This window comes from Zoogloea sp. GW822-FHT05C07, from assembly GCF_058800215.1.
This window is the reverse complement of record NZ_CM179510.1, coordinates 4,353,815-4,375,825: the sequence shown is the minus strand read 5'-3', so window position 1 is coordinate 4,375,825 and position 22,011 is coordinate 4,353,815. Positions and strand designations below refer to the sequence as shown.

22 protein-coding genes are annotated in these 22,011 nt (G+C 64.1%); 7 read left to right on the top strand and 15 right to left on the bottom strand.

The window, feature by feature from the left end:
* The first annotated feature begins 150 nt into the window (after window positions 1-150).
* The 7 genes from ppk1 (at window position 151) to bioD (ending at window position 8,437) form a co-directional block, all read left to right on the top strand.
* Window positions 151-2,238 carry a polyphosphate kinase 1 gene (gene ppk1 / locus AC3QL2_RS20160; protein WP_493232920.1) on the top strand — a complete coding sequence of 696 codons (2,088 nt, stop codon included), beginning with the start codon at window positions 151-153 and terminating at the stop codon, window positions 2,236-2,238.
* 103 nt (window positions 2,239-2,341) lie between these two features.
* Window positions 2,342-3,652 carry a beta propeller repeat protein gene (locus tag AC3QL2_RS20155; protein WP_493232921.1) on the top strand — a complete coding sequence of 437 codons (1,311 nt, stop codon included), beginning with the start codon at window positions 2,342-2,344 and terminating at the stop codon, window positions 3,650-3,652.
* A gap of 102 nt (window positions 3,653-3,754) precedes the next feature.
* Window positions 3,755-5,086, top strand: a complete 1,332-nt coding sequence (gene bioA, locus AC3QL2_RS20150; RefSeq protein WP_493233145.1) for an adenosylmethionine--8-amino-7-oxononanoate transaminase — start codon at window positions 3,755-3,757, stop codon at window positions 5,084-5,086.
* Window positions 5,079-6,263 carry an 8-amino-7-oxononanoate synthase gene (gene bioF / locus AC3QL2_RS20145; protein WP_493232922.1) on the top strand — a complete coding sequence of 395 codons (1,185 nt, stop codon included), beginning with the start codon at window positions 5,079-5,081 and terminating at the stop codon, window positions 6,261-6,263. The genes bioA and bioF overlap by 8 nt, the downstream gene beginning before the upstream one ends.
* A complete protein-coding gene (locus AC3QL2_RS20140) occupies window positions 6,260-6,994 on the top strand; it encodes an alpha/beta fold hydrolase (RefSeq protein WP_493232923.1) in 735 nt (244 codons plus the stop codon). Before bioF ends, AC3QL2_RS20140 begins: the two co-directional genes overlap by 4 nt.
* A complete protein-coding gene (locus tag AC3QL2_RS20135; protein ID WP_493232924.1) occupies window positions 6,987-7,766 on the top strand; it encodes a methyltransferase domain-containing protein in 780 nt (259 codons plus the stop codon). The genes AC3QL2_RS20140 and AC3QL2_RS20135 overlap by 8 nt, the downstream gene beginning before the upstream one ends.
* Window positions 7,763-8,437 carry a dethiobiotin synthase gene (gene bioD, locus AC3QL2_RS20130; protein WP_493232925.1) on the top strand — a complete coding sequence of 225 codons (675 nt, stop codon included), beginning with the start codon at window positions 7,763-7,765 and terminating at the stop codon, window positions 8,435-8,437. Before AC3QL2_RS20135 ends, bioD begins: the two co-directional genes overlap by 4 nt.
* A 9-nt stretch (window positions 8,438-8,446) precedes the next feature.
* Here the strand turns inward: bioD and AC3QL2_RS20125 are convergent, their stop codons facing one another.
* From AC3QL2_RS20125 to pyrH, 15 genes are all read right to left on the bottom strand, one after another.
* A complete protein-coding gene (locus AC3QL2_RS20125) occupies window positions 8,447-9,223 on the bottom strand; it encodes a TrmH family RNA methyltransferase (RefSeq protein ID WP_493232926.1) in 777 nt (258 codons plus the stop codon).
* 3 nt (window positions 9,224-9,226) lie between these two features.
* Window positions 9,227-9,682: a CopD family protein gene (locus AC3QL2_RS20120; protein WP_493232928.1), complete on the bottom strand. Its 456-nt coding sequence runs from the start codon at window positions 9,680-9,682 to the stop codon at window positions 9,227-9,229.
* Window positions 9,679-10,272, bottom strand: a complete 594-nt coding sequence (gene rnhB / locus AC3QL2_RS20115) for a ribonuclease HII (protein ID WP_493233146.1) — start codon at window positions 10,270-10,272, stop codon at window positions 9,679-9,681. The genes AC3QL2_RS20120 and rnhB overlap by 4 nt, the downstream gene beginning before the upstream one ends.
* Before the next feature lie 2 nt (window positions 10,273-10,274).
* Window positions 10,275-11,420 carry a lipid-A-disaccharide synthase gene (gene lpxB, locus AC3QL2_RS20110; RefSeq protein WP_493232930.1) on the bottom strand — a complete coding sequence of 382 codons (1,146 nt, stop codon included), beginning with the start codon at window positions 11,418-11,420 and terminating at the stop codon, window positions 10,275-10,277.
* A 3-nt stretch (window positions 11,421-11,423) separates the two neighbouring features.
* Window positions 11,424-12,197: an acyl-ACP--UDP-N-acetylglucosamine O-acyltransferase gene (gene lpxA / locus AC3QL2_RS20105; RefSeq protein WP_493232931.1), complete on the bottom strand. Its 774-nt coding sequence runs from the start codon at window positions 12,195-12,197 to the stop codon at window positions 11,424-11,426.
* Window positions 12,194-12,625: a 3-hydroxyacyl-ACP dehydratase FabZ gene (gene fabZ / locus AC3QL2_RS20100; RefSeq protein WP_481118242.1), complete on the bottom strand. Its 432-nt coding sequence runs from the start codon at window positions 12,623-12,625 to the stop codon at window positions 12,194-12,196. The genes lpxA and fabZ overlap by 4 nt, the downstream gene beginning before the upstream one ends.
* Before the next feature lie 8 nt (window positions 12,626-12,633).
* The gene (gene lpxD / locus AC3QL2_RS20095) at window positions 12,634-13,662 is read right to left on the bottom strand and encodes a UDP-3-O-(3-hydroxymyristoyl)glucosamine N-acyltransferase (protein WP_493232932.1); all 1,029 of its coding nucleotides are present in this window, start codon (window positions 13,660-13,662) and stop codon (window positions 12,634-12,636) included.
* Between the two features lie 10 nt (window positions 13,663-13,672).
* Window positions 13,673-14,140 carry an OmpH/Skp family outer membrane protein gene (locus AC3QL2_RS20090; RefSeq protein ID WP_493233147.1) on the bottom strand — a complete coding sequence of 156 codons (468 nt, stop codon included), beginning with the start codon at window positions 14,138-14,140 and terminating at the stop codon, window positions 13,673-13,675.
* A gap of 69 nt (window positions 14,141-14,209) precedes the next feature.
* Window positions 14,210-16,501 carry an outer membrane protein assembly factor BamA gene (gene bamA / locus AC3QL2_RS20085; protein WP_493232933.1) on the bottom strand — a complete coding sequence of 764 codons (2,292 nt, stop codon included), beginning with the start codon at window positions 16,499-16,501 and terminating at the stop codon, window positions 14,210-14,212.
* A 6-nt stretch (window positions 16,502-16,507) separates the two neighbouring features.
* Window positions 16,508-17,872: an RIP metalloprotease RseP gene (rseP, locus tag AC3QL2_RS20080; RefSeq protein ID WP_493232934.1), complete on the bottom strand. Its 1,365-nt coding sequence runs from the start codon at window positions 17,870-17,872 to the stop codon at window positions 16,508-16,510.
* Between the two features lie 5 nt (window positions 17,873-17,877).
* Window positions 17,878-19,071 carry a 1-deoxy-D-xylulose-5-phosphate reductoisomerase gene (gene ispC / locus AC3QL2_RS20075; RefSeq protein WP_493232935.1) on the bottom strand — a complete coding sequence of 398 codons (1,194 nt, stop codon included), beginning with the start codon at window positions 19,069-19,071 and terminating at the stop codon, window positions 17,878-17,880.
* Between the two features lie 5 nt (window positions 19,072-19,076).
* A complete protein-coding gene (locus tag AC3QL2_RS20070) occupies window positions 19,077-19,898 on the bottom strand; it encodes a phosphatidate cytidylyltransferase (protein WP_493232936.1) in 822 nt (273 codons plus the stop codon).
* Entirely contained in the window at window positions 19,891-20,679 is a 789-nt protein-coding gene (gene uppS / locus AC3QL2_RS20065; RefSeq protein WP_493232937.1) for a polyprenyl diphosphate synthase, read from the bottom strand. Before uppS ends, AC3QL2_RS20070 begins: the two co-directional genes overlap by 8 nt.
* 45 nt (window positions 20,680-20,724) lie before the next feature.
* Window positions 20,725-21,282, bottom strand: a complete 558-nt coding sequence (gene frr / locus AC3QL2_RS20060) for a ribosome recycling factor (RefSeq protein WP_481122134.1) — start codon at window positions 21,280-21,282, stop codon at window positions 20,725-20,727.
* 10 nt (window positions 21,283-21,292) lie between these two features.
* On the bottom strand, window positions 21,293-22,009 hold the full coding sequence (gene pyrH / locus AC3QL2_RS20055) for a UMP kinase (protein ID WP_493232938.1): 717 nt from the start codon (window positions 22,007-22,009) through the stop codon (window positions 21,293-21,295).
* Between the last annotated feature and the right edge of the window lie 2 nt (window positions 22,010-22,011).

Here is a 22,011-nt window from a genome sequence, read left to right as displayed (position 1 = left end):
CAAGTGGCGCCGGACGGCGCGAAAGCTGGAAATTCTAGCACTGCGCCGGGCGACGCCCCGCATCAATCCGGCCCCTACGGCAGTCGTCATCTTTATGCAACAAAAATGTCACATACTCAGGGCCTAATCAGAAGATCAAGAGGAGAGCCCATGCACCGTACCAACAATATCCGCCATTTCAATTCGGATCACTTCATCAACCGCGAACTCTCCCTGCTTCAGTTTCAGCGCCGCGTCCTTGCCCAAGCCGCCGACCCGGCCGTACCGCTGCTCGAACGTTTGCGCTTCCTGTGTATCGTGTCCAGCAACCTGGACGAGTTCTTCGAAGTGCGGGTCGCCGGCGTGAAGGAGCAACTGCGCCTCGGTAGCCACGCCATAACCACCGACGGCTTGAGCCCATCCGCGCTGCACAGCCTGATCAGCGCCAAGGTCCATACCATCATCGCCGAGCAGTACGCGCTGCTCAACGACACCATCCTGCCGGCCCTCGCCGAGGAAGGCATCGTCTTCCTGCGCCGTAGTGTATGGACCGACGCCCAGCACCTGTGGGCGCGGGACTACTTCATGCGTGAAGTGATGCCTGTGCTGACGCCCATCGGCCTGGACCCGGCCCACCCCTTCCCGCGCGTGCTCAACAAGAGCCTCAACTTCGCCGTCGAGCTGGAGGGCCGCGACGCCTTCGGCCGCAGCTCCGGCTCCGCCATCGTGCAAGCGCCCCGCGCGCTGCCCCGCGTGATCCGCCTGCCGAAGGAGCTGACCGGCGTCGACTACGGTTTCGTGTTCCTGTCCTCCCTGCTGCACGCCCACGTCGGCGAGCTCTTCGAAGGCATGAACGTGCTCGGCTGCTACCAGTTCCGGGTGACCCGCAACTCCGACATGTTCGTGGACGAGGAAGAGGTCAAGGACTTGCGCGCCAGCCTCAAGGGCGAACTGCAGCAGCGCCACTTCGGCGACGCGGTGCGCCTGGAGATCGCCGACAACTGCTCGGAAGCGATGGCCAACTTCCTGATGAAGCAGTTTGCCCTCAGCCCTGCCGACGTCTATCGGGTTCCCGGCATGGTCAACCCTGTCCGCCTGAACCAGGTGCCTGACTGGGTGGAACGCCCCGACCTCAAGTACCGCCCCTTCCTGCCGGCACGCCCCAAGGGCCTCGACAAGCAGGAGAACATCTTCGCTGCGATGCGCCGCCAGGACATCCTGCTGCACCACCCGTTCCAGAGCTTCGAGCCGGTCATCGAACTGCTGAAGGCAGCGGCTGACGACGCCGACGTGGTCGCCGTAAAGATGACCGTCTACCGCACCGGCACCGATTCCGTGCTGATGGAGCACCTCGTCCGCGCCGCCCAGAAGGGCAAGGAAGTCACCGTGGTGCTGGAGCTGATGGCCCGCTTCGACGAAGAAGCCAACATCAGCTGGGCGGCCCGCCTCGAAGAGGTCGGTGCCCACGTGGTGTACGGCGTGTTCGGCTACAAGACCCACGCCAAGCTCCTGCTGCTGGTGCGCCGCGAAGACGGCAAGCTGAAGCGCTACGCCCACCTCGGCACCGGCAACTACCATCCGCGCACGACCCGCTTCTACACCGACTTCGGCCTGCTCACCGCCAACGACGAAATCGGCGCCGACGTCGCAGAAGTCTTCAAGCAGCTCACCGGGCTCGGCCAAGCCGGCAAGCTCAAGCATCTGTGGCAGGCCCCGTTCACACTGCAGCCCAACGTGGTGGCAGCCATCCGCGAGGAAGCCGAGATCGCGCGGGCGGGCCGCAAGGGCCGTATCGTCGTCAAGGTCAATGCGCTGCTCGAACCGGAAACCATCGAGGCGCTGTACGAAGCCTCCTGCGCCGGCGTCGAGATCGACATCATCGCCCGCAGCGTGTGCGCGCTGAAGCCCGGCGTGCCCGGCCTGTCCGAGAACATCCGGGTGCGCTCCATCGTCGGCCGCTTCCTGGAGCACCACCGGATTTTCTATTTCCGTGCCGACGGTGCCGACAAGCTCTACATGTCGAGTGCGGACTGGATGGAACGCAACTTCTTCAAGCGCATCGAGGTCGGCTTCCCGATCCTCGACCCGAAGATCAAGCGACGGGTCATCAAGGAAGGCCTGCGTCCCTACCTGGGCGACAACTGCCAGGCCTGGGAAATGGATAGCGACAACGTCTATCGGAAGAAGAATCCCCGCACAACCCGCCGTGCGGCCCAGGAAATCCTGCTCAAGGAGCTGGCTGGCGTTCAAATCGTCTGACCCATCATCCTGGCATTCCCATCGGCAACAGGATTCAGGAGGAGCATGAAGGCCGCCGTGTTGTAAAATCTCGAGTTCAATCCATTTCTCGATGGCCAACTTCATGTTTCTCCCCCGACGCCGACTGCTCCTCACTGCAACTCTCAGTGCTGCCGTTCTTTCCGCCTGCGGCGGCGGCGGCAGCGCCTCCTCCGCCCCGACGAATGTCACGGTGGCAGCGGGCGACCAACAGATTTTCGTTACCTGGGACCAAGTATCCGGCGTGGACTACTGGCTGTGGTTCAACACCGGAACCACGACCGTCAATCCGGGCGACAAGACCGCCAGCTTCAAGCTCAGCGTGGGCTCCCCTTATCTGCTGAATATGGACGACCGCTCGGTAGCGCTCGTCAACGGGACGCTCTACGCCCTCACACTCAACGGCCGTAACAATGGCGGCCCTGGCGGCCCGGGCTCGACGCCCGTCACTGCGACCCCCCGCCTTAGCGGCGACAACTGGCCGGCGGGTGCAACCCTCGGCAGCCAGACGCTGCGTGGTATCGCCTACGGGCGTTCCATCAGCAGTTCGAGCAACAACTCCTACGTAGCGGTGGGCGATGGCGGCAGCATCTACAACACGCCGGACACCGATGCCGACCGTATCTACCGCTCCACGTCCAAACTCAACTGGATCACCCCGACCGGTACCGGGGTATCGTCTTCCATCGACCTGAAGGCGGTCGTCTACGCCAGCGGCCTGGGCAACTACTACGCCGTCGGCACCGGCGGCAGCGTCGTCTACAGCTCCGACATCAACAACTGGACGACCCTCGGCAGCGGCACCACGGGAACCACAAACACCTTCAATGCCGTTGCCACCAGCGGTTCCACGCTGGTCGCAGTGGGCGAGAACGGCACCATCCGCTACTCCACCAACGGCACCTCGTGGAGCACGCCGACGTCCATCAGCCAGGACGTGAGCGGCATCGCCCTGCGCGGTGTCACCTACAACAACGGCGTATGGGTCGCGGTCGGCAGCAACGGCAAGGTTCTTACCGCCACGGACGTGAATACCTGGACGGTGGCCACGCAATCAGGCGACCTGACCTCAGTCGCATCGGGCAGCCAGACCGTCAACAGCACCACCACCTACTACTACATCGCGGTGGGCGCTGACGGCACCGTGCTGACCAGTACCGATGGATCGCTGTGGACGAGCACGACCCTGGGCGCAACCCTGTACACCGCCTCCGTCGGCTCGCGTCTGGTGGCCCTGGGCGCCAGCGGTGCCGTCTATACCCGCGAACTCGATGGCACGGGCGGCTGGACCCAGCGCACCAGCGCCACCCCCGGTGCGAGCATCTACGGCGCCGTGCGGGCCCAGAACATCTACACCGCAGTGGGTTCCAGCGGCGCTACGATCTACTCGTACTAAGCCGTCCACGCAATCGACCGGTGCCGCCCGGCACCGGCCCCCTGAGTGGAGCCGCCAGCCATGGCCGCTCCACTTTTCACTTCCGTCGCAGCCGAAGCCACCATGTCGTCCAACACCAGCAACAGCGATCTTCTCGCCCGTTCCCTGTCCGCGGTCTGGCACCCGTGCACCCAGATGAAACACCACGAGCAGATGCCGCTGGTGCCCATCAAACGTGGCGACGGCGCCTGGCTGTACGACATGGACAGCAAGCGCTACCTGGACGGCATCAGCTCCTGGTGGGTCAACCTGTTCGGCCACGCCAATCCGCGCATCGGCGCCGCCCTCAAGACTCAGCTCGACACCCTCGAACACGTGCTGCTGGCCGGCTTCACCCATGAACCGGTGGTCGAGCTGTCCGAGCGTCTGGCCGCCCTCACCGGCCACCAACTCGGGCACGCCTTCTACGCGTCGGACGGCGCCTCGGCCACTGAAATTGCCCTCAAGATGAGCGTGCATTACTGGCGCAACACTAACCGCCCCGGCAAGAACCGCTTCGTCAGCCTGGCCGGCAGCTACCACGGCGAAACCGTCGGCGCACTGGCCGTCACCGATGTGGCGATCTTCCGCGACGCCTATGCCCCGCTGGTGCGTGGCGGCACCTGCGTACCGACACCCGACGCCCGCCTCGCCGAAGCCGGTGAAACGGCCGCCGACGTGGCCCGCCGCGCCGCCGCCGCGCTGGAAGCCCACCTGGCCGCACACGCCGACGAAACCGCCGCACTGATCGTCGAACCGCTGGTCCAGGGCGCCTCCGGCATGGTCATGTACGACCCGGAATACCTGCGCCTGGCACGCAGCCTGTGCGACCGCTACCAGGTGCATCTGGTGGCCGACGAGATCGCCGTCGGCTGTGGCCGCAGCGGCAGCTTCTTCGCCTGCGAACAGGCCGGCATCTGGCCGGACTTCCTGCTGCTGTCGAAGGGCATCTCCGGCGGCTACCTACCCCTGTCCATCGTCCTCACCACTGACACCGTCTTCGACGCCTTCTACGACGACGACACCGCCCGCGGTTTCCTGCACTCCCACTCCTACACCGGCAACCCGCTGGCCTGCCGGGCAGCGCTGGCGACCCTCGACATCTTCGCGCAGGACGACGTGATCACCGCCAACCGCGTCAAGGCTCAGCGCATCGGCGAGGCCTTCCGGAGCGCCATCGGCGGCCATCCAGCGGTCCGCCATCTGCGCCAGCAGGGCATGATCCTGGCGTTCGATGTGGCCGACGCACCGGCCGGCTTCTCCCGCCGCTTCTTCACCGAAGCCCTGCAGCGGGAACTTCTGCTGCGCCCGATCGGTAATACCGTTTACACCATGCCCCCCTACATCCTCGGCGACGACGAGATCGACTTCCTCGCCAGCCGCTGCGCTGCCGCCCTGGAGGCCAGCCTTGCCTGAGTATCCCGATCCGCTCGACGAATTGGACGCCGGCCTCGCCGAACTCGACGCCGCCGGCCTGCGCCGCCGCCGCCGCATTGTCACGACTCCCTGCCGCCCGGAGACCCACCTCGTCGACCGGGAGGATGCGGTCACCGCCTTCTGCTCCAACGACTATCTGGGCCTGGCCGCCGAACCCGCGCTGGCTGACGCAGCCCACCGCGGCATCGACCGCTGGGGCGTCGGCTCCGGCGCATCCCACCTCGTCAGCGGCCACTATGCCGCCCACGAAGCTCTCGAAGCCAGCCTCGCCGCCTTCGTCGGCATGGAGGACGCGCTGTATTTCTCCACCGGCTACATGGCCAACATCGGCGTCATGCCGGCACTGGTCGGCCGCGGCGACGCGATCTTCGCCGACAAGGTGAACCACGCCTCGCTGGTGGACGGCGCCTTACTGTCCCGCGCCGAGCTGATCCGCTACCCCCATTGCGATGTCCAGGCCCTGGCGACCCGCCTGCAGGCCTCCACCGCGCCACGCAAGCTGATCGTCACCGATGGCGTGTTCAGCATGGACGGCGACATCGCCCCGCTGCGCGAACTGCTCGCGCTGGCGGAGGCACACAAGGCCTGGCTGCTGGTGGACGATGCCCACGGCTTCGGCGTGCTGGGCCCGCAAGGCCGCGGCTGCCTCGCGCACTTCGGCCTGAGCTCGCCGCGCCTGATCTACATGGGCACCCTCGGCAAAGCCGCCGGCGTGTCCGGCGCCTTCATCGCCGGGCAGCGCAAGATCATCGACTGGCTGCTCAACAAGACGCGTAGCTACATCTTCACCACCGGCGCCCCGCCGCTGCTCGCCGACGCACTGCTGACGGCCGTCGACCTGATCGAACACGGCGACGCCCGCCGCGCCCACTTGCAAGCCCTGATCGCCCGCTTCAAGGCCGGGCTGAAACTGAAGCGCTGGCAACTGCTACCGTCCGACACGCCGATCCAGCCCGTCGTCATCGGCGACAACCACGAGACGCTGGCGGTCTCCCGCGCCCTCGACGCGGAAGGCCTGTGGGTGCCGGCGATCCGCCCGCCGACGGTGCCCAAGGGCGCCGCGCGCCTGCGCATCGTGCTGTCTGCTGCGCATAGCGAGGCACAGGTGGATCACCTCATCGCTGCCCTCCTGCGCCTCGAAGGTGGCCCGGCATGAGCCGCGATCTCGTCCTGCTCCACGGCTGGGGCTTGTCCGCGACGGTCTGGAAACCGCTGGCCGCTACGCTGGCCGGCACCTTCACGCTGCATGCCCCCGATCTACCGGGCCACGGCAGCGCAGCCCCCGTCGGGCCCAGCCTGAACGAATGGGCAGATGCCCTACTCCCCCGCATACCGGAAGGCGCCGTTCTCGTCGGCTGGTCCCTCGGCGCCCAGCTCGCGCTGCATCTCGCCCAGCGGCACCCCGAGCGCGTAGCCAGGCTGGTACTGATCGGCGCCTCACCGCGCTTCGTCCAGGCCAGCGACTGGCCGGCGGCACTGCCGGGCGCAACGCTGAGCACCTTCCGCCAGGATTTCGACAGCGCACCGGACGCGACGCAGCGCCGTTTCGTGGCGCTACAGAGCTTCGGCGACAGCGCCCGCAAGGCAGTCGCCGCGACGCTGACCGACAGCATCACAAGCGCCGACGAAGTCCACAAAGCAGCCCTCGCCGACGGCCTGCGCCTGCTCGCCGAAACCGACCTGCGCGTCCTCGTCCCGGAAATCTGCCAGCCCGTGCGCCTGCTCCATGGCCGCGAAGACAAGCTGATGCCGGTGGCCGCCGCGGAATGGCTGGCCGACACGCTGCCCGATGCGCGCCTGACGGTGTTCGGCCAGTGCGGCCACGCACCCTTCCTGTCGCGCCCCGAAGAATGCGCGATGCTGATCGAGGGCTTCGCCCTTGACTGACGCCCCCGCCCCAAAAGGTGCCGTCCGCGCCGCCTTCAACAAGGCCGCCGACGCCTACGATGCAGTTGCCGCCGTCCAGCGCAGCGCCTGCGACCGCCTGTTCGCGCTGGCCGCCCCGCAGCCGCTGCAGCCCGGCCGCATCGTCGATGCGGGCTGCGGCACCGGCTATGCGCTTCCCGGCCTCAGGCAGCGTTTCCCCGCAGCCCAGCTGATCGCGCTGGACTTCGCCACCTCGATGCTGCGCCGTCATCCCGCCGGGCTCGCCGAACCGCTGTGTGCGGACATGGAACGCCTGCCACTGGCGGAAGCCAGCGTGGACCTGCTGTGGTCCAGCTACGCGCTGCAGTGGTGCCATCCGCGCAAGGCCTTCCCGGAACTCGCACGCAGCCTGCGCCCCGGCGGCCAGCTGTGGATCGCCAGCCTCGGCCCCGGCACCCTCGGCGAGTTGCGCGATGCCTTCAGCCACGTGGATCAGCACGAACACGTGTTGCGCTTCCAGCCGCCGGAAGTCATCGACGATGCCGTCGAGGACGCGGGCCTGCAAATCGTCGCCAGCGAGCGCGACACCCTCTACGCCTGGGCGCCCGACCTGCGCCGCCTGCTGCGCGACATCAAGACCCTCGGCGCCCACCAGACCGGCGCGCCGCGCCGCCCGGCGCCCCTCGGCAAGGCCGCCTGGAGCCGCCTGAGCGCAGCCTACGAGGCCTACCGGACCCCCGCCGGCCTGCCGGCGTCCTACGACACCTACTGGTTGATAGCAGAAAAGAAATGAGCGCCTACTTCATTGCCGGCACCGATACCGAAATCGGCAAGACCTTCTCCACCTGCGCCCTGCTCCACGCAGCCCGCGCCCGTGGCCTGCGCGCTGTCGGCATGAAGCCGATCGCTGCCGGCGCGGAGATGATCAATGGTGAATTCCTCAACGAAGATGCGGCCCGCCTGCGTGCTGCCGGCAGCTTCGACCCGGGCCTAGCGCTGCTCAATCCCTACTGCCTGGCCAGCCCGATCGCCCCGCACATCGCCGCGGCCGAGGAAGGCGTGACCATCGATCCGGCCAGAATCGACGCAGCTTTCGAGGCACTCCGTGCCCAGGCCGAACTAGTGCTGGTGGAAGGCGTCGGTGGCTTCCGCGTGCCGCTGGGCGACGACCTCGACACCGCCGACTGGGCCCAGCACCTGGGCCTGCCAGTGATTCTGGTGGTGGGCATGAAGCTCGGTTGCATCAGCCACGCCCTGCTCACCGCGGAGGCCATCCAGGCCCGCGGCCTGCGGCTGGCTGGCTGGATCGCCAATCAGGTGGATCCAGCCATGCTGCGCTTCGAACAGAACCTGGAAGCCCTGAACCGTCGTCTGCCAGCACCGCTGCTGGGCGTGCTGCCCTTCCGCGCCGACCACGATGCCGCGGCGGCAGCGAGCGCTGCCGACCTCAAACTACCCGACTGAGCACCCCACTCAACGCCGCTGGCGGAGCTGCTCGAACAGGCACACGCCGGCCGCCACCCCCACGTTGAGGGACTCCATGCCGCCCGGCATCGGGATCAGCACGCGGCGGGTGGCCAGCGCCGCCACTTCGGCGGACAGCCCCTGCCCTTCCGAACCGAACAGCCAGGCCACCGGACCGCGCAGGTCCAGGTCATAGAGTTCGGTGGCGTCCCGCAGATCCGCCGCCAGGATGGCGCCGGGAAAGGCCTCCAGCGCCACAGCCGCATCGACGCCTTCGCGGATGCGCAATCCGAAGTGGGCCCCCATCGCCGCCCGCAGCACGCGGGGCGACCAGGCCTGGGCACAGCCGGGAGTGAGGAGCACGTCCTTCACCGCAACTGCCGCCGCGGTGCGCAGGATGGTGCCGAGATTGCCGGGGTCCTGAACCCCATCGAGCAGCACGCAGCTCTCGACGATCGGGCGCCCTTCATTCGCAACGGAAGTCGCAACCACCGCGATCACACCACTGGGCGTATCCACCGGGCTGATATGCGCAAACAGGCGATCCGGCACCTCGATCTGCCGCTCGGAGGGGCAGCGCGCCAGCAAGGCTTCGATCTCCGCCTGTCGGCGCCCGCTCTCGCTGACGATGATCTGCAGTACATCGACACCCTTATCCAGCGCAACCCCGAGCAGATGCGCGCCATCGAGCAGCGTCCGCCCTTCCTTGCGCCGGTCCCGCGCCGACGTTGCCAGCGCGTGCAGTTGCTTGATGGTCGGGTTATCCCGCGAGCTGATCTGCTTCACGGTTCAGAATGCCAAGCCAACCGTTGCGAGCGCGACGGTCAACGTTCCCAGCACGAGGTTGACAACCACCCGCTGGCGGATCGCATTGAGCGCCTGCGCGCCCTGGGCCCAGCTCTCCGCGGCCACCGCCGCCTTGAACGCCTGCCAGGGGCCGAACCAGATGCTCGCGAAGATCACCATCATCACCAACCCCACCCCAGCCATCATGTGCCAGGAACGCGGCGCCTGGGCGAAGCCCACCTCCAGCAACATTGCGAAACCGGACAGAGCAATGGCCGCGATGGCACCCCACACAATCGGGAAGAAGCGCCCGAAGACTCCATGCCACAGGTTCAGGCGCTGGGCAGGCGGCAGCTGCAAGGCGGACGGCCGCAGGCAGAAATGGGCGAAAGCCATGCCGCCGACCCAGACGATCACGCCTGCAAGATGCACGAGCAGCAGCAGATGGTGGTGTTTCATCGCAGGTCATCCTCGGTCCACAAGGGCGGATTGGAGATTACGTCGCGCACCGGCGCAAAGCTCTGGCGATAGATTTCGCAGGCGCCATGGGCACGCAGCGCAGCCAGATGGGCCGCGGTCGGGTAGCCTTTGTGGCCGGCCAGGCCGTATTGAGGGTAGCGCTTGTCGAGTTCGACCAGCAGCTCGTCGCGCACCGTCTTGGCGAGGATCGATGCCGCGGAAATCTCGGCTACCAGCGCATCCCCCTTGACGATGGCTTCGCAGGGCAGATCCAGCTGCGGGCAGCGGTTGCCGTCGACGAGCACCTTGTCCGGCCGCTGCGACAACCCCGCTACGGCACGCTGCATCGCCAGCATGCTGGCGTGCAGGATGTTGATGCGGTCGATCTCGGCGACGCTGGCTTCCGCAACGCACCAGGCCAGCGCCTTCTCGCGGATCTCCACGGCCAGCCGCTGGCGGCGCTTCTCGCTGAGTTTCTTGGAGTCGGCCAAGCCCTCGATGGGCTTCGTCGGATCGAGGATCACCGCAGCCGCCACCACCGGCCCGCACAGGGGGCCGCGCCCGGCCTCATCGACGCCGCACAGGAGCATCTTCAACGTCCTTTCAAGTAGGGCAGGATCGCCGCCGCGGCCTTGTCCGCCGTGTCCTGGCGCAACTGCAGATGCATGTCTGTGAAGGTCCGCTCAAGCTCGGCGATGCGCGCCTTGTCCGACAGCCAGCCGTCGAGGGCATCCGCCAGCGCCTGCGGCGTGGCGGCGTCCTGCAGCACTTCGGGCACCACCTCACGTCCGGCCAACACGTTGGGCAGGCCGACCCACGGCAGGTAGGCCATCCGCTTCATGAGGCGGAAGGACCATTTGCCGATCTTGTAGGTGATCACCATCGGCCGCTTGAGCAGCGCAGCCTCCAGCGTCGCCGTTCCGCTCGCCACCAGCACCACGTCGGCGGCGATCATCGCCTCGACAGAGTGACCGAACAAGATGCGGATCGGTAGATCCATGTGGGCATGGCGCCGCAGGGCATCTTCGAACAACACGCGGGTCTCGCGGGTTGCCAGCGGCACCAGGAAACGGGCATCCGGATGCCGGGCGTGCAGCAGCGCCGCGGTAGCGATATAGGTATCCGCCAGGTTGCGCAGTTCCGACTGGCGGCTGCCCGGCAGAAACGCGAAGACAGGCCCACCGGGCGAGATCTGCAGCATCTCCCGCGTGCCCTCGCGATCGGGCGCCAGCGGAAAGACGTCGGCCAGCGGGTGCCCCACGTAAGTCACGGGCACACCGGCGGTCCGGTAGATCTCGGGTTCAAACGGGAACAGGCACAGCATGTGGCTGACGGCCCGCGCGATGCCCTTCAGACGCCCCCGCCGCCAGGCCCAGATGGACGGGCTGACGAAGTGGATGGCCGGGATGCCTTTGTCCTTCAGGCGCTTCTCGAGCCACAGGCTGAAGTCGGGTGCGTCCACGCCGATGAAGGCCGCCGGCGGATTCTTCACCAGCATGTCCCGCAACTCGCGGCGGATGCCCGACAGCTCCCGGTAGTTCTTGAGGGCGTCCACATAGCCGTGTACCGACAACTTCTCGGCGGGCCACAAGGCCTGAAAACCCACTGCCTGCATTTTTGGACCACCGATGCCGAAGAACTCGGCATCGGGAAGATGGCGCTTGAGCGCCTTGATCAGGTGACTGGCCAGCAGGTCGCTGGAGGCCTCCCCCGCCACCATGGCAATCCGCACTGGCATGGATCAGCGAACGATGCCACGCCCGGACTCGGCGATGAAGTCGGAAAACTCCTGCAGTTCGGGGGCCTGCGTGGCGGCCTCGGCGATCTGGCGGCGTGCTTCGTCGAGGGTCAGGCCGTTACGATAAAGCGTCTTGTAGGCACGCTTGATGGCCGCGATGCCTTCGCTCGAATAGCCCCGGCGCTTGAGCCCCTCACTGTTGATGCCGTGCGGCGCGGCCGGATTGCCGGATACCGTCACAAAGGGCGGCAGATCCTGCAGCAGCACCGTACCGACGCCGCAGAAGCTGTGGGCGCCGACGCGCACGAACTGGTGCACGCCGGTGAAACCGCCCAGGATCGCCCAGTCGCCCACCGACACATGGCCAGCCAGCGTCGCGTTGTTGGCGAAGATGGTGTTGTTGCCGACCACGCAGTCGTGGGCAACATGCACGTAGGCCATGATCCAGTTGTCGTTGCCGACGCGGGTCAGGCCGCCATCCTGCACGGTGCCGGTGCTGAAGCTGCAGAATTCACGAATCGTGTTGCGGTCACCGATCTCGAGCCGAGTCGGCTCATTGGCGTACTTCTTGTCCTGCGGCTCGGAGCCAATCGAACAGAACTGGAAGATCCGGTTTTCACGACCGATGCGGGTGTGCCCCTCGATCACCACGTGGGGACCGATGTGGGTCCCCTCGCCGATCTCGACGTGTTCACCGATGATCGAGTACGGCCCGACCTGCACCCCTTCGGCAAGGCGTGCGCCCGGATGAACGATGGCGGTCGGGTGGATCGTCATCGCTTGATCGCACACATGAAATCGGCTTCGGTGGCCAGCTCACCGGCCACCTTGGCGGTGCCCTTGAACTTCCAGATGTTGCGCATCACGCGCACGATCTCCGCTTCCAGCACGAGCTGGTCGCCCGGCACCACCGGACGCTTGAAGCGCACGTTGTCCACGGAAGCAAAATACACCATCGCGTTCTCGTCCGGCACCGTACCGTCGGTCTTGAAAGCCAGCACCGCGGCGGCCTGGGCCAACGCCTCGATGATCAGCACGCCCGGCATCACCGGGTTGTGCGGAAAATGGCCCGTGAAGAAAGGCTCATTGACAGTCACGTTCTTCAGGCCCACGACGCGCTTGCCGACTTCCAGCTCGGTGATGCGATCCACCAGCAGGAAGGGATAACGGTGCGGGATGTAACGCTTGATTTCGTTGATGTCGATGATTTCGCTCATGATTTCTTTTCCATTTCGGCGAGCTTCTTTTCCAGCTCGCGCACCCGCTCTGCCATCGCATCGAGGCGACGCAGGTGGGCAAAATTCCTGACCCAGTCCGCATGCGGCTGCAGCGGGATCATGGCCGTATACACGCCGGCCTTGTCGAGGGTCTTGGTCACATTGGTGTCGGCAGAGATCACCACGTCGTCGGCGACTTCCAGGTGGCCCGAGAAACCGGCCTTGCCGCCCACCATCACCCGCTTGCCGACGCGTGTGCTGCCCGCCAGGCCGGCCATCGCCGCCATGATGGTGTCGTCCCCCACATGGCAGTTATGGGCCACGTGGATGAGGTTGTCCAGCTTCACGCCGTTGCCGACAACGGTGTCGTCCAGCGCACCGCGGTCGATCGTCGTGTTGGCGCCGATTTCCACATCGTCGCCCAGCACCACGCGGCCGATCTGCGGAATCTTGACCCAGTGCTTGTCGGCATCCCGCGCAAAACCCAGCCCATCGGCGCCAATGACCGAGCCGGAATGCAGGATGGCCCGCGCGCCGATGACGCAGTTGTCGTAGATCTTGACGCCAGGATGCAGCAGGGAACCCGCGCCAATGTGCACGCCGTCGGCGATCAGGCAACCTGCACCGATCACGCAGTCTTCACCGATCACGCAGTTCTCGCCGATCACCGCATTGGGACCGACGGATACCGAAGCCGGCAGCGCGGACGCAGCGACTGCGCTGGCGTGCACGCCGGCTGGCGCCTTCTTGGGCGGATTGAAGAGCTGCGCGACGCGCGCGAAATAAAGATACGGATCGGCCGTCAGGATGCGCGGGCTGTCGGTCAGCCCGGCCGCCTTCGGCGACAGGATGAATGCGGAAGCCTTGCTCGTTGCCAGCGACGCCCCGAGCTTGGGGTTGGACAGGAAGGCCAGCTCGCCTTCCCGGGCCGCTTCGATCGACGCGATCTGCCGAACGACAACAGCCGGGTCGCCGACGAGTTCGCCGCCGAGCCGGCTTACGAGCTCGCCAAGGGAGAATTCCATTGGCGACCGCTTACTTGGCTTCGCTCAGCGCCTTGATCACCTTGTCGGTGATGTCGATGCGCGGGCTAGCGTATACCGCCTCCTGGAAGATGATGTCGTACTTCTCGGCCTCGGCAATCTGCTTGATCGTCTTGTTGGCACGATCCAGCACGCCAGCGAGTTCCTCGTTGCGACGCTGATTGAGATCTTCACGGAACTCACGCTGCTTGCGCTGGAAATCCCGGTTGAGCTCGTTGAATTCGCGTTCCTTGTTGCGACGCTCGGCCTCGGCCATCGTCACGCCGTTCTTCTCAAGGCCTTCCTGCATGCCCTGGAGTTGCTTGGCCATGCGTTGCAGGTCCTGGTCACGCTTCTCGAATTCTTTTTCCAGCTTCTGCTGGGCCTTCTTGGCAGGCGTCGCTTCCTTCATCACGCGGTCGGAATTGACGAAACCGACCCTCACCTCGGCCGCAGCCGTCTGCGCGAAAGCAGCGAGCATGACTGCTGCCAGTGCGGACAAACCAATACCTTTCACTCAAACCTCCATCTGCTTGCCACTCGGCAACAATCAGAACACCGTACCCAGCTGGAACTGGAATTTCTGCGTCTTGTCGCCTTCTTTTTTCTTCAACGCGTCGCCCAGACTGAACTTCAGGGGCCCCACCGGAGAACTCCAGGAGAACGCCAAGCCCGCACTGTAACGCAAATCCGAAGCCTGCACCTTTTCATCGGCCCCCCAGACGTTGCCCACGTCCGCAAACAGCGACAGACGCATGGACTTGTCCTTGCCGGAACCCGGCATCGGGAAGTAATACTCGGCATTGCCGATGACGCGGCGGTTACCGCCAAGCGCACGGACATAGCCGGACGAATCCGTGTAATGCGGGCCCAGCGTGCTCTGCTGATAACCACGCACCGAACCGATACCGCCGGCGTAGAAGTTCTTGTAGAACGGCAGTTCCTTGCCGTCGTAACCATGGGCGTAGCCGACATCGCCGTTAATCATCAAGGCGTAGCCGCCGCCAAACGGAATCCAGTACTGGTGCTGGTAGTTGGCGCGGATGTAGCGCATGTCGAGCGCCGGCGTCGCGATTTCCACCGAGGCACGCTGATACACGCCTGAAGTCGGATACACGAAGCTGTCACGCCGGTCGCGGGACCAGCCGATGGTCGCCAGCAAGCTCTTGGCCGTGTCGCCGAAGGTATTCACGAAACCGACGTAGGGCGACGGGCTGGAGTCGTAGACCTTGATCGTAGTCTGGTCGACGGCCAGGCCGAAGTTGATCCGGTCATCCTCGGCAATCGGGTAGCCGAAGCGGATGCCTGCACCGATGGACGAACTCTTGTAGGTCGCCACCGACAGCGAAGTCGGATCCACGTTACGCTGATAGAGATCCCAGCCGATGCTGACGCCGTCGATCGTCCAGTAGGGATTGGTGAAGGACAGCGCGATGGTCTTGTTGATGCGACCGGTGTTCATCTGCAGCGTCATCGCATTACCCGTACCGAACAGGTTCTGCTGGGAGATCGACGCGGACAGGATGACCTTTTCAGAGCTGGAGAAACCCGCACCGAGCATCAGGTTGCCGGTTGCCCGTTCCTTGACCGTGAAATTCGCATCCACCTGGTCGGTCGAGCCTGGCACCGCCGGGGTCTCAATGGTCACTTCATCGAAATAACCGAGACGATCCAAACGCACCTTGGAGCGGTTGAGGGCTTCGCCGTCGTACCACGCGCCTTCCATCTGGCGCATTTCACGGCGGATCACCTCGTCACGGGTCCGCGCGTTGCCTGCAAAATTGATTTTGCGCACGTACACCCGGCGACCAGGATCGACGAAGACCGTGAAGGCGACCGTACGCTTGGCCTTGTCCACCTCGGGCGCGGCATTCACGTTGGCAAACGCGTAGCCGGCATTGCCGAGCCGGTCGGTGATCGCCTTGGTCGTCGCGGTGACGTTGTCGCGTACGAAAGTATCGCCGGCCTTAAGCTTGACGAGCTTCTGCAACTCGGCCTCGGGCACCACCATGTTCCCCGCCAGCTTGACATCGGAAACTGTGTACTTCTCACCTTCGGTCACGCTCAAGGTGATGTAGATGTCCTTCTTGTCCGGCGTGATGGACACCTGCGTCGAATCGACGGTGAAATCCAGGTAGCCGCGGTTCAAATAGTAGGAACGCAGCGTTTCGATGTCGGCTGACAGCTTCTGCTTGGAGTACTGGTCGCTCTTCGAATACCAGGTCATCCAGCCCGGCGTCGTCAGGGAGAACAGCTCCAGCAGCTCCTTCTCCTTGAACACTTGGTTACCGATGATGCTGACCTGGCGGATCTTGGCGGCCTCGCCTTCGACGACATTGAAGTTCACGCCGACGCGGTTCCGCTCCAGCGGCGTGACGGTCGTCGTGATCTGGACGCCGTACAAACCCTTGGACAGATACTGGCGCTTCAACTCCTGCTCGGCGCGCTCGAGCACCGCACGGTCGAAGATGCGCGACTCGGCAAGACCTACTTCCTTGAGGCCCTTCTTCAGCGCGTCCTTATCGAACTCCTTGATTCCGACGAAATCGACCTGGGCGATCGCTGGACGCTCGTCGAGCACGACAACGATGACATCGTTGTCCACCTCGATCCGGACATCCTTGAAGAAACCCGTGGCGAACAGCGCCTTGATGGCCTGGGAAGCCTTTTCGTCCGAAAAGCGTTCGCCGACCTTGACCGGCAGGTAACTGAATACAGTTCCCGCCTCGGTCCGCTGAATCCCTTCAACACGAATATCTTTGACAACGAATGGCTCGAAGGCCAAGGCGGGCGATGCCACGAAAAGTGCGGCGATCAGCCCGGGAAGAAGCTTGGAATTCATCCGATTTCAGCTAGCAACAAGGCGGTTGATGTCGTTGTAGAAGGCAAAAGCCATTAGCGCCGCCAGCAGAGCCATTCCAATCTGCTGACCGATTTCCATAACCCGCTCGGAAACCGGGCCGCCCTTGATGATCTCGATCACATAATACAACAAGTGCCCACCATCGAGCACCGGGACGGGCAGCAGGTTCAGCACACCGAGGCTGATGCTGATCAGGGCCAGGAACTTGACGTAATGGGCCAAGCCCATCTTCGCCGACTGCCCGGCAAAATCGGCAATTGTTACCGGACCGCTCAGATTTTTAACGGAAACGTCGCCGACGATCATGCGTCCCAGCATCGAAACGCTCAACGCGGCGGTATCCCAGGTCTGGGCCACGCCCTTGACGAACGCATCGACGAAATCGTACTGGACGATGGTGAACATCAGATCACGGCGGAGATCCGCATCTGCCACAGCAACGCCGATCCTGCCGATGCTCCGCCCCTTTTCCTCTACCGAGGTGGGCACGACCTTCAGGACCAGCGGAACGTTGTCACGCGACACTTCGAATTCCAGCTCGGCACCCGGCGCATCGCGGACCGTCTCGACCAGATCACCCCAGCCACCAATCCGCTTGTCACCGATGCGGAGAACCCGGTCCCCGCTTTTCAAGCCAGCCCGCTCAGCCGCGCCACCGGCACTCAAGACACCAAGCACCGCCGGCACATTCGGTCGATAGAGGCTGAGCCCAAGCTGGACGCTGATGTCCTGCTCTCCCTGATCCACATGAATGCCGGCCATGTCGAGCGGACGAAAGGCGATCTCGTCCTTGAAATTGATCGTCTCTACCGTGACCGTGCGCCGCTCGAAGGCGTGCTGCAACAACTGCCAACGGAGCTCCTGCAAGGTGGCCACCGGGTGGCCGTCTACCGAGCGGACCAACTCACCATCGGTGAAACCAGCACGCTCCGCAGCACTGGCCGCGACAGGCGCGCCGAGGCGGGGCCGCAATTCTTCCACGCCGCTGCAATACAGCCCCCAGTACAAGGCAATCGCCAGCATGAAATTGGCCAGTGGCCCGGCCGCGACAATGGCGATGCGACGCCAGACGGTCTGCCGATTGAAGGCACGATGCAGCTCTTCATCGGCGACCGGCGCCTCGCGCTCGTCGAGCATCTTGACGTAACCGCCTAGTGGAAACGCCGACAGCGCCCACTCGGTGCGATCCCGCCCGCTGCGCCAGACCAACAGCGGCTTGCCGAAACCGAGGGAGAAACGCAATACCTTCACGCCACACAGGCGGGCAACGATGTAGTGCCCGAACTCATGCACGACGATAAGGATGCCCAGTGCCAGCGCAAAGGGAATGAGGTAATCCAGCAAGCTCATGGCGGTCAGCGGGATACCTGTTCGACGAAACGGGCCGCGCACTCGCGGGCCCGGCGATCCGCTTCGAGGACCACGCCCAGGGAATCGGCCACTTGGGGCTCGATAGCGTCGAGGGTCGCAGCAATAATGCCGGCGATCCGCTCGAAACCCAGCTTGCCGTCCAGGAAGCTCGCCACGGCCACTTCGTTGGCGGCATTCAACACCGCTGGTGCGATGCCACCCTCGCGAAGCACCCGGTACGCATGGCCCAGACACGGGAAGCGCCCGAAATCCGGTCGTTGAAAGTCGAGACGTCCGATTTCGAACAGATCCAGCGGCTTAACGCCGGCATCGATGCGCTCCGGATAGGCCATCGCATGGGCAATGGGCGTACGCATGTCCGGATTGCCAAGCTGGGCCAGCACTGAGCCGTCCGCATAGGCGACCAGCGAGTGGATCACGCTCTGGGGATGAATCACGACTTCGATACGGTCGGCGGATGCGCCAAACAGCCAGTAGGCCTCGATAACCTCCAGCCCCTTATTCATCATCGTCGCTGAATCGACGGAAATCTTGCGCCCCATCACCCAGTTCGGATGGGCGCACGCCATTTCCGGCGTTACCGCTGCAAGCTCGTCGATGGGCTTGTTGAGGAAAGGCCCGCCGGAAGCCGTTAACAGGATACGGGTCACGCCGCTACCGTCCAGACCACGCTCGAACCCTGCGGGGAGGCCCTGAAAGATCGCATTGTGCTCGCTGTCGATGGGAAGCAGACTTGCGCCACCCGCTGCGACTTCCTGCATGAACAGCGCCCCGGACATCACCAGGGCTTCCTTGTTGGCCAGCAGGATCCGCTTGCCGCTACGTGCAGCGGCAAGCGCAGGAGGCAGGCCCGCCGCACCGACAATGGCCGCCATGACCATGTCGACCTCGGGTGCCGATGCGACCTCGATCAAGGCCTCGCTGCCGGACAGCACCTCGGTGCAACAACCTTCACGCTCCAGCATCGCCTGCAGGTGCAGCGCATCATCGGCGCCTGCCACGACCGCGTAGGCCGGACGATGCTCGAGACACTGGGCCAGCAACTTGTCCACCTGCCGGTGGGCCGTCAATGCAAAAACGCCGTAACGATCCGGATGACGCGCAACCACGTCGAGCGTGCTGACGCCGATGGAACCCGTCGCCCCCAGCACGGTAATGAGCTTTTTCCCTTGAATCATGATCCTTATCGTGCCATCCAGAGGGCGATCAGCGCGACGACCGGCAACGTGGAGGTCAGGCTGTCGATCCGGTCGAGCACCCCTCCATGGCCGGGCAGCAAGGTCCCGCTATCCTTCACGCCAGCCTGACGCTTGACGAGGGATTCGAACAGATCGCCGATGATACTGAGTGCCGTAAAGCCCACCAACAAAAGGGCCACTGGCAACAGCCCCAGCCCTTTGACGGAACCCCAGTGGGAGATGCTGGCAAGACCATACAGCGTGACTGCGGCCATCGCGCCATAGGCCCCCTCCCAACTCTTGCCGGGACTGATGGACGGCGCCAGCTTGCGCTTGCCGAAGGCACGCCCGACAAAATAGGCGGCGATGTCGGCAATCCACACCGCGGCCATGACCCCGAGCAGCAGCCACGGGCTGAGTAGCCGAAGATGCGCGATGGCGAGACTGGGCGGCACCAGCAGCACGCAACCGATCAAGGGTGCCGCCGCACTCTCGGGTAGACGCCATTTGGCACGCAGCCAGAACGGTACGCACAGCAACCAGAAGATGGCCCCGACCGCATAGATCGGCTCCAGCGCAAACGGTGCGACCGTCGCCTCCAGATGCAGGCCAGCAACAAGTCCCATGGCGAGGCACAGCCCCCCCAGCAACAACGCGTACAGGCGCTTCCGCAAGGTAGAGAACCCAAGCATGGAAGCCCACTCGGTTGCCGCGAGTGTGCAGATCAGGGATGAAAAGACAAGCCAACCGACGGCCGGCAGCAGGAATAGTGCCGACAGCAAGCCCACCAGCAGGACGAGCGCGGTAATGACCCGCGCTTTAAGCATGGCCTGGAACGGAAGAGTCTGGCCCGCCGGACACGACCTGCTCACTGGTGCGCCCAAACCGGCGCTCGCGCTGCTGATAGGACAGGATCGCCTCGTCCAGCGCGGCCTCCCCGAATTCGGGCCAGAGCTTGTCGGTGAAATAGAGTTCCGAGTAAGCCAGCTGCCACAGCATGAAGTTGCTGATGCGCTGCTCGCCACCCGTACGAATAAAGAGATCCGGCTCGGGGCAAAAACTCAGGGCCAGATGCGGCGCGAGATCATCTTCCGAGAATCCGCTCGTCACGCCAGGGGAAGAAGCCAGCATCTTCTCTACGGCCTGCAGGACATCCCAACGCCCACCGTAGTTGGCGCAGATCGTCAGATGCATGCCCGTATTGGCCGCCGTGAGGGCTTCCGAATCACGGATCAAATCCACCAGCGGCTTGTCGAAGCCAGCCAGATCGCCAACAACATGCAAACGCATGTTGTTGCGGTGAATACGCTCGATCTCCAGCTTGAGCGACTTCACGAACAATTGCATCAGGAAAGAGACCTCGTCCTTGGGACGACGCCAGTTTTCCGAACTGAACGCAAAGACCGTGAGATATTCAACCCCGCGATCCAGACAGGTCCGAATGACTTCCCGCAGGGCATCGACGCCCTTCGCATGGCCAGCAACCCGAGGCATCAGGCGCTTGCGCGCCCAACGCCCGTTGCCGTCCATGATGATGGCGATATGCCGCGGAATTTTCGCTGCCTCGGGTACACCCCGCGTGGAGCTGAGAAAGGGCAATCGCACCATGATCCGTCCGTCTGAAGGAGAGCGGAAAAAATCTGACCGCGAAGGTCAGATCTGCATCAGTTCTTGTTCTTTCTGAGCGAGCAGCTTGTCGATTTCGACGATCGCCTTGTCGGTCAGTTTCTGGACGTCATCCTGGGTACGACGCTCGTCGTCTTCGGAGATCGTCTTCGCCTTGACGGCATCCTTCAGCGATGCGTTGGCATCACGGCGCAAATTGCGCACGGCAACCTTTGTACTTTCGCCTTCGTGCTTGACGACCTTGATCAGTTCCTTGCGACGCTCCTCGGTCAGAGGCGGCATCGGCACGCGGATGATCTCACCCTGCGACGCCGGATTCAGACCGAGGTCCGAATCACGGATAGCCTTCTCGACCTTGCCAACCATCGGCTTTTCCCAAGGCTGGACACCGATCGTGCGGGCATCGATCAGCGTGATGTTCGCAACCTGGTTGATAGGCACGGGATTGCCATAATAATCGACCATCACATGGTCCAGAATCCCTGCATGCGCACGACCGGTACGCACCTTGGCGAGATCCTGCTTGAGCGCATCGATGGACTTCTGCATCTTGAGCTCGGTCGTTTTCTTCAGCTCTGGAATCATCACTTTTTCCTCAGCAATAAACCAGCGTACCTTCATCTTCGCCAAGAACGACGCGCTTCAGGGCGCCACTCTCGAAAAGGCTGAAGACATTAATCGGCAGACGCTGGTCACGGCACAGCGCAAACGCCGTCGCATCCATCACCGCCAGATTGCGTGCGATGGCTTCATCGAACGAAATCTTGTGGAAGCGGGTCGCGGACGGATCCTTCTTGGGATCTGCCGTGTAGATTCCATCAACCTTGGTGGCCTTGAGCACGATATCCGCACCGATTTCGGAGCCACGCAGTGCAGCCGCCGTATCGGTCGTAAAGAACGGATTGCCGGTACCGGCACCAAAGATGACCACCCGCCCCTCTTCAAGGTAGCGGATTGCTTTTCCGCGGATGTACGGCTCGACCACCTGATCGATACGCAGCGCGGACTGAACTCGGGCATTGACCCCGGCGGCGCGGAACGCGTCGCCGAGGGCCATTGCGTTCATGACGGTGGCCAGCATCCCCATGTAGTCGGCGGTCGCGCGATCCATACCGGTCGCAGCGCCCGCCATTCCACGGAAGATGTTCCCGCCGCCAATCACAATCCCGACCTCGACACCGATGCGTGTAACTTCGACCACATCACTGACGATCCGGGTCACCACTTCCTGGTTGATGCCATAAGCATCATCACCCATCAGGGCCTCACCGGAAAGCTTGAGGAGAATGCGCTTGTAAGCGGGCTGGCTCATCG

What these genes read in the sequence shown, in the direction of transcription:
- uppS (WP_493232937.1), bottom strand. Translation starts at nt 20,679, where the DNA reads ATGGTGCGATTGCCCTTTCTCAGCTCCACGCGGGGTGTACCCGAGGCA.
- ppk1 (WP_493232920.1), top strand. Translation starts at nt 151, where the DNA reads ATGCACCGTACCAACAATATCCGCCATTTCAATTCGGATCACTTCATC.
- lpxA (WP_493232931.1), bottom strand. Translation starts at nt 12,197, where the DNA reads ATGACGATCCACCCGACCGCCATCGTTCATCCGGGCGCACGCCTTGCC.
- AC3QL2_RS20090 (WP_493233147.1), bottom strand. Translation starts at nt 14,140, where the DNA reads ATGCTCGCTGCTTTCGCGCAGACGGCTGCGGCCGAGGTGAGGGTCGGT.
- lpxD (WP_493232932.1), bottom strand. Translation starts at nt 13,662, where the DNA reads ATGGAATTCTCCCTTGGCGAGCTCGTAAGCCGGCTCGGCGGCGAACTC.
- bioA (WP_493233145.1), top strand. Translation starts at nt 3,755, where the DNA reads ATGTCGTCCAACACCAGCAACAGCGATCTTCTCGCCCGTTCCCTGTCC.
- bamA (WP_493232933.1), bottom strand. Translation starts at nt 16,501, where the DNA reads ATGAATTCCAAGCTTCTTCCCGGGCTGATCGCCGCACTTTTCGTGGCA.
- pyrH (WP_493232938.1), bottom strand. Translation starts at nt 22,009, where the DNA reads ATGAGCCAGCCCGCTTACAAGCGCATTCTCCTCAAGCTTTCCGGTGAG.
- AC3QL2_RS20070 (WP_493232936.1), bottom strand. Translation starts at nt 19,898, where the DNA reads ATGCTTAAAGCGCGGGTCATTACCGCGCTCGTCCTGCTGGTGGGCTTG.
- rnhB (WP_493233146.1), bottom strand. Translation starts at nt 10,272, where the DNA reads ATGCTCCTGTGCGGCGTCGATGAGGCCGGGCGCGGCCCCCTGTGCGGG.
- bioD (WP_493232925.1), top strand. Translation starts at nt 7,763, where the DNA reads ATGAGCGCCTACTTCATTGCCGGCACCGATACCGAAATCGGCAAGACC.
- AC3QL2_RS20155 (WP_493232921.1), top strand. Translation starts at nt 2,342, where the DNA reads ATGTTTCTCCCCCGACGCCGACTGCTCCTCACTGCAACTCTCAGTGCT.
- frr (WP_481122134.1), bottom strand. Translation starts at nt 21,282, where the DNA reads ATGATTCCAGAGCTGAAGAAAACGACCGAGCTCAAGATGCAGAAGTCC.
- AC3QL2_RS20140 (WP_493232923.1), top strand. Translation starts at nt 6,260, where the DNA reads ATGAGCCGCGATCTCGTCCTGCTCCACGGCTGGGGCTTGTCCGCGACG.
- ispC (WP_493232935.1), bottom strand. Translation starts at nt 19,071, where the DNA reads ATGATTCAAGGGAAAAAGCTCATTACCGTGCTGGGGGCGACGGGTTCC.
- AC3QL2_RS20120 (WP_493232928.1), bottom strand. Translation starts at nt 9,682, where the DNA reads ATGAAACACCACCATCTGCTGCTGCTCGTGCATCTTGCAGGCGTGATC.
- lpxB (WP_493232930.1), bottom strand. Translation starts at nt 11,420, where the DNA reads ATGCCAGTGCGGATTGCCATGGTGGCGGGGGAGGCCTCCAGCGACCTG.
- rseP (WP_493232934.1), bottom strand. Translation starts at nt 17,872, where the DNA reads ATGAGCTTGCTGGATTACCTCATTCCCTTTGCGCTGGCACTGGGCATC.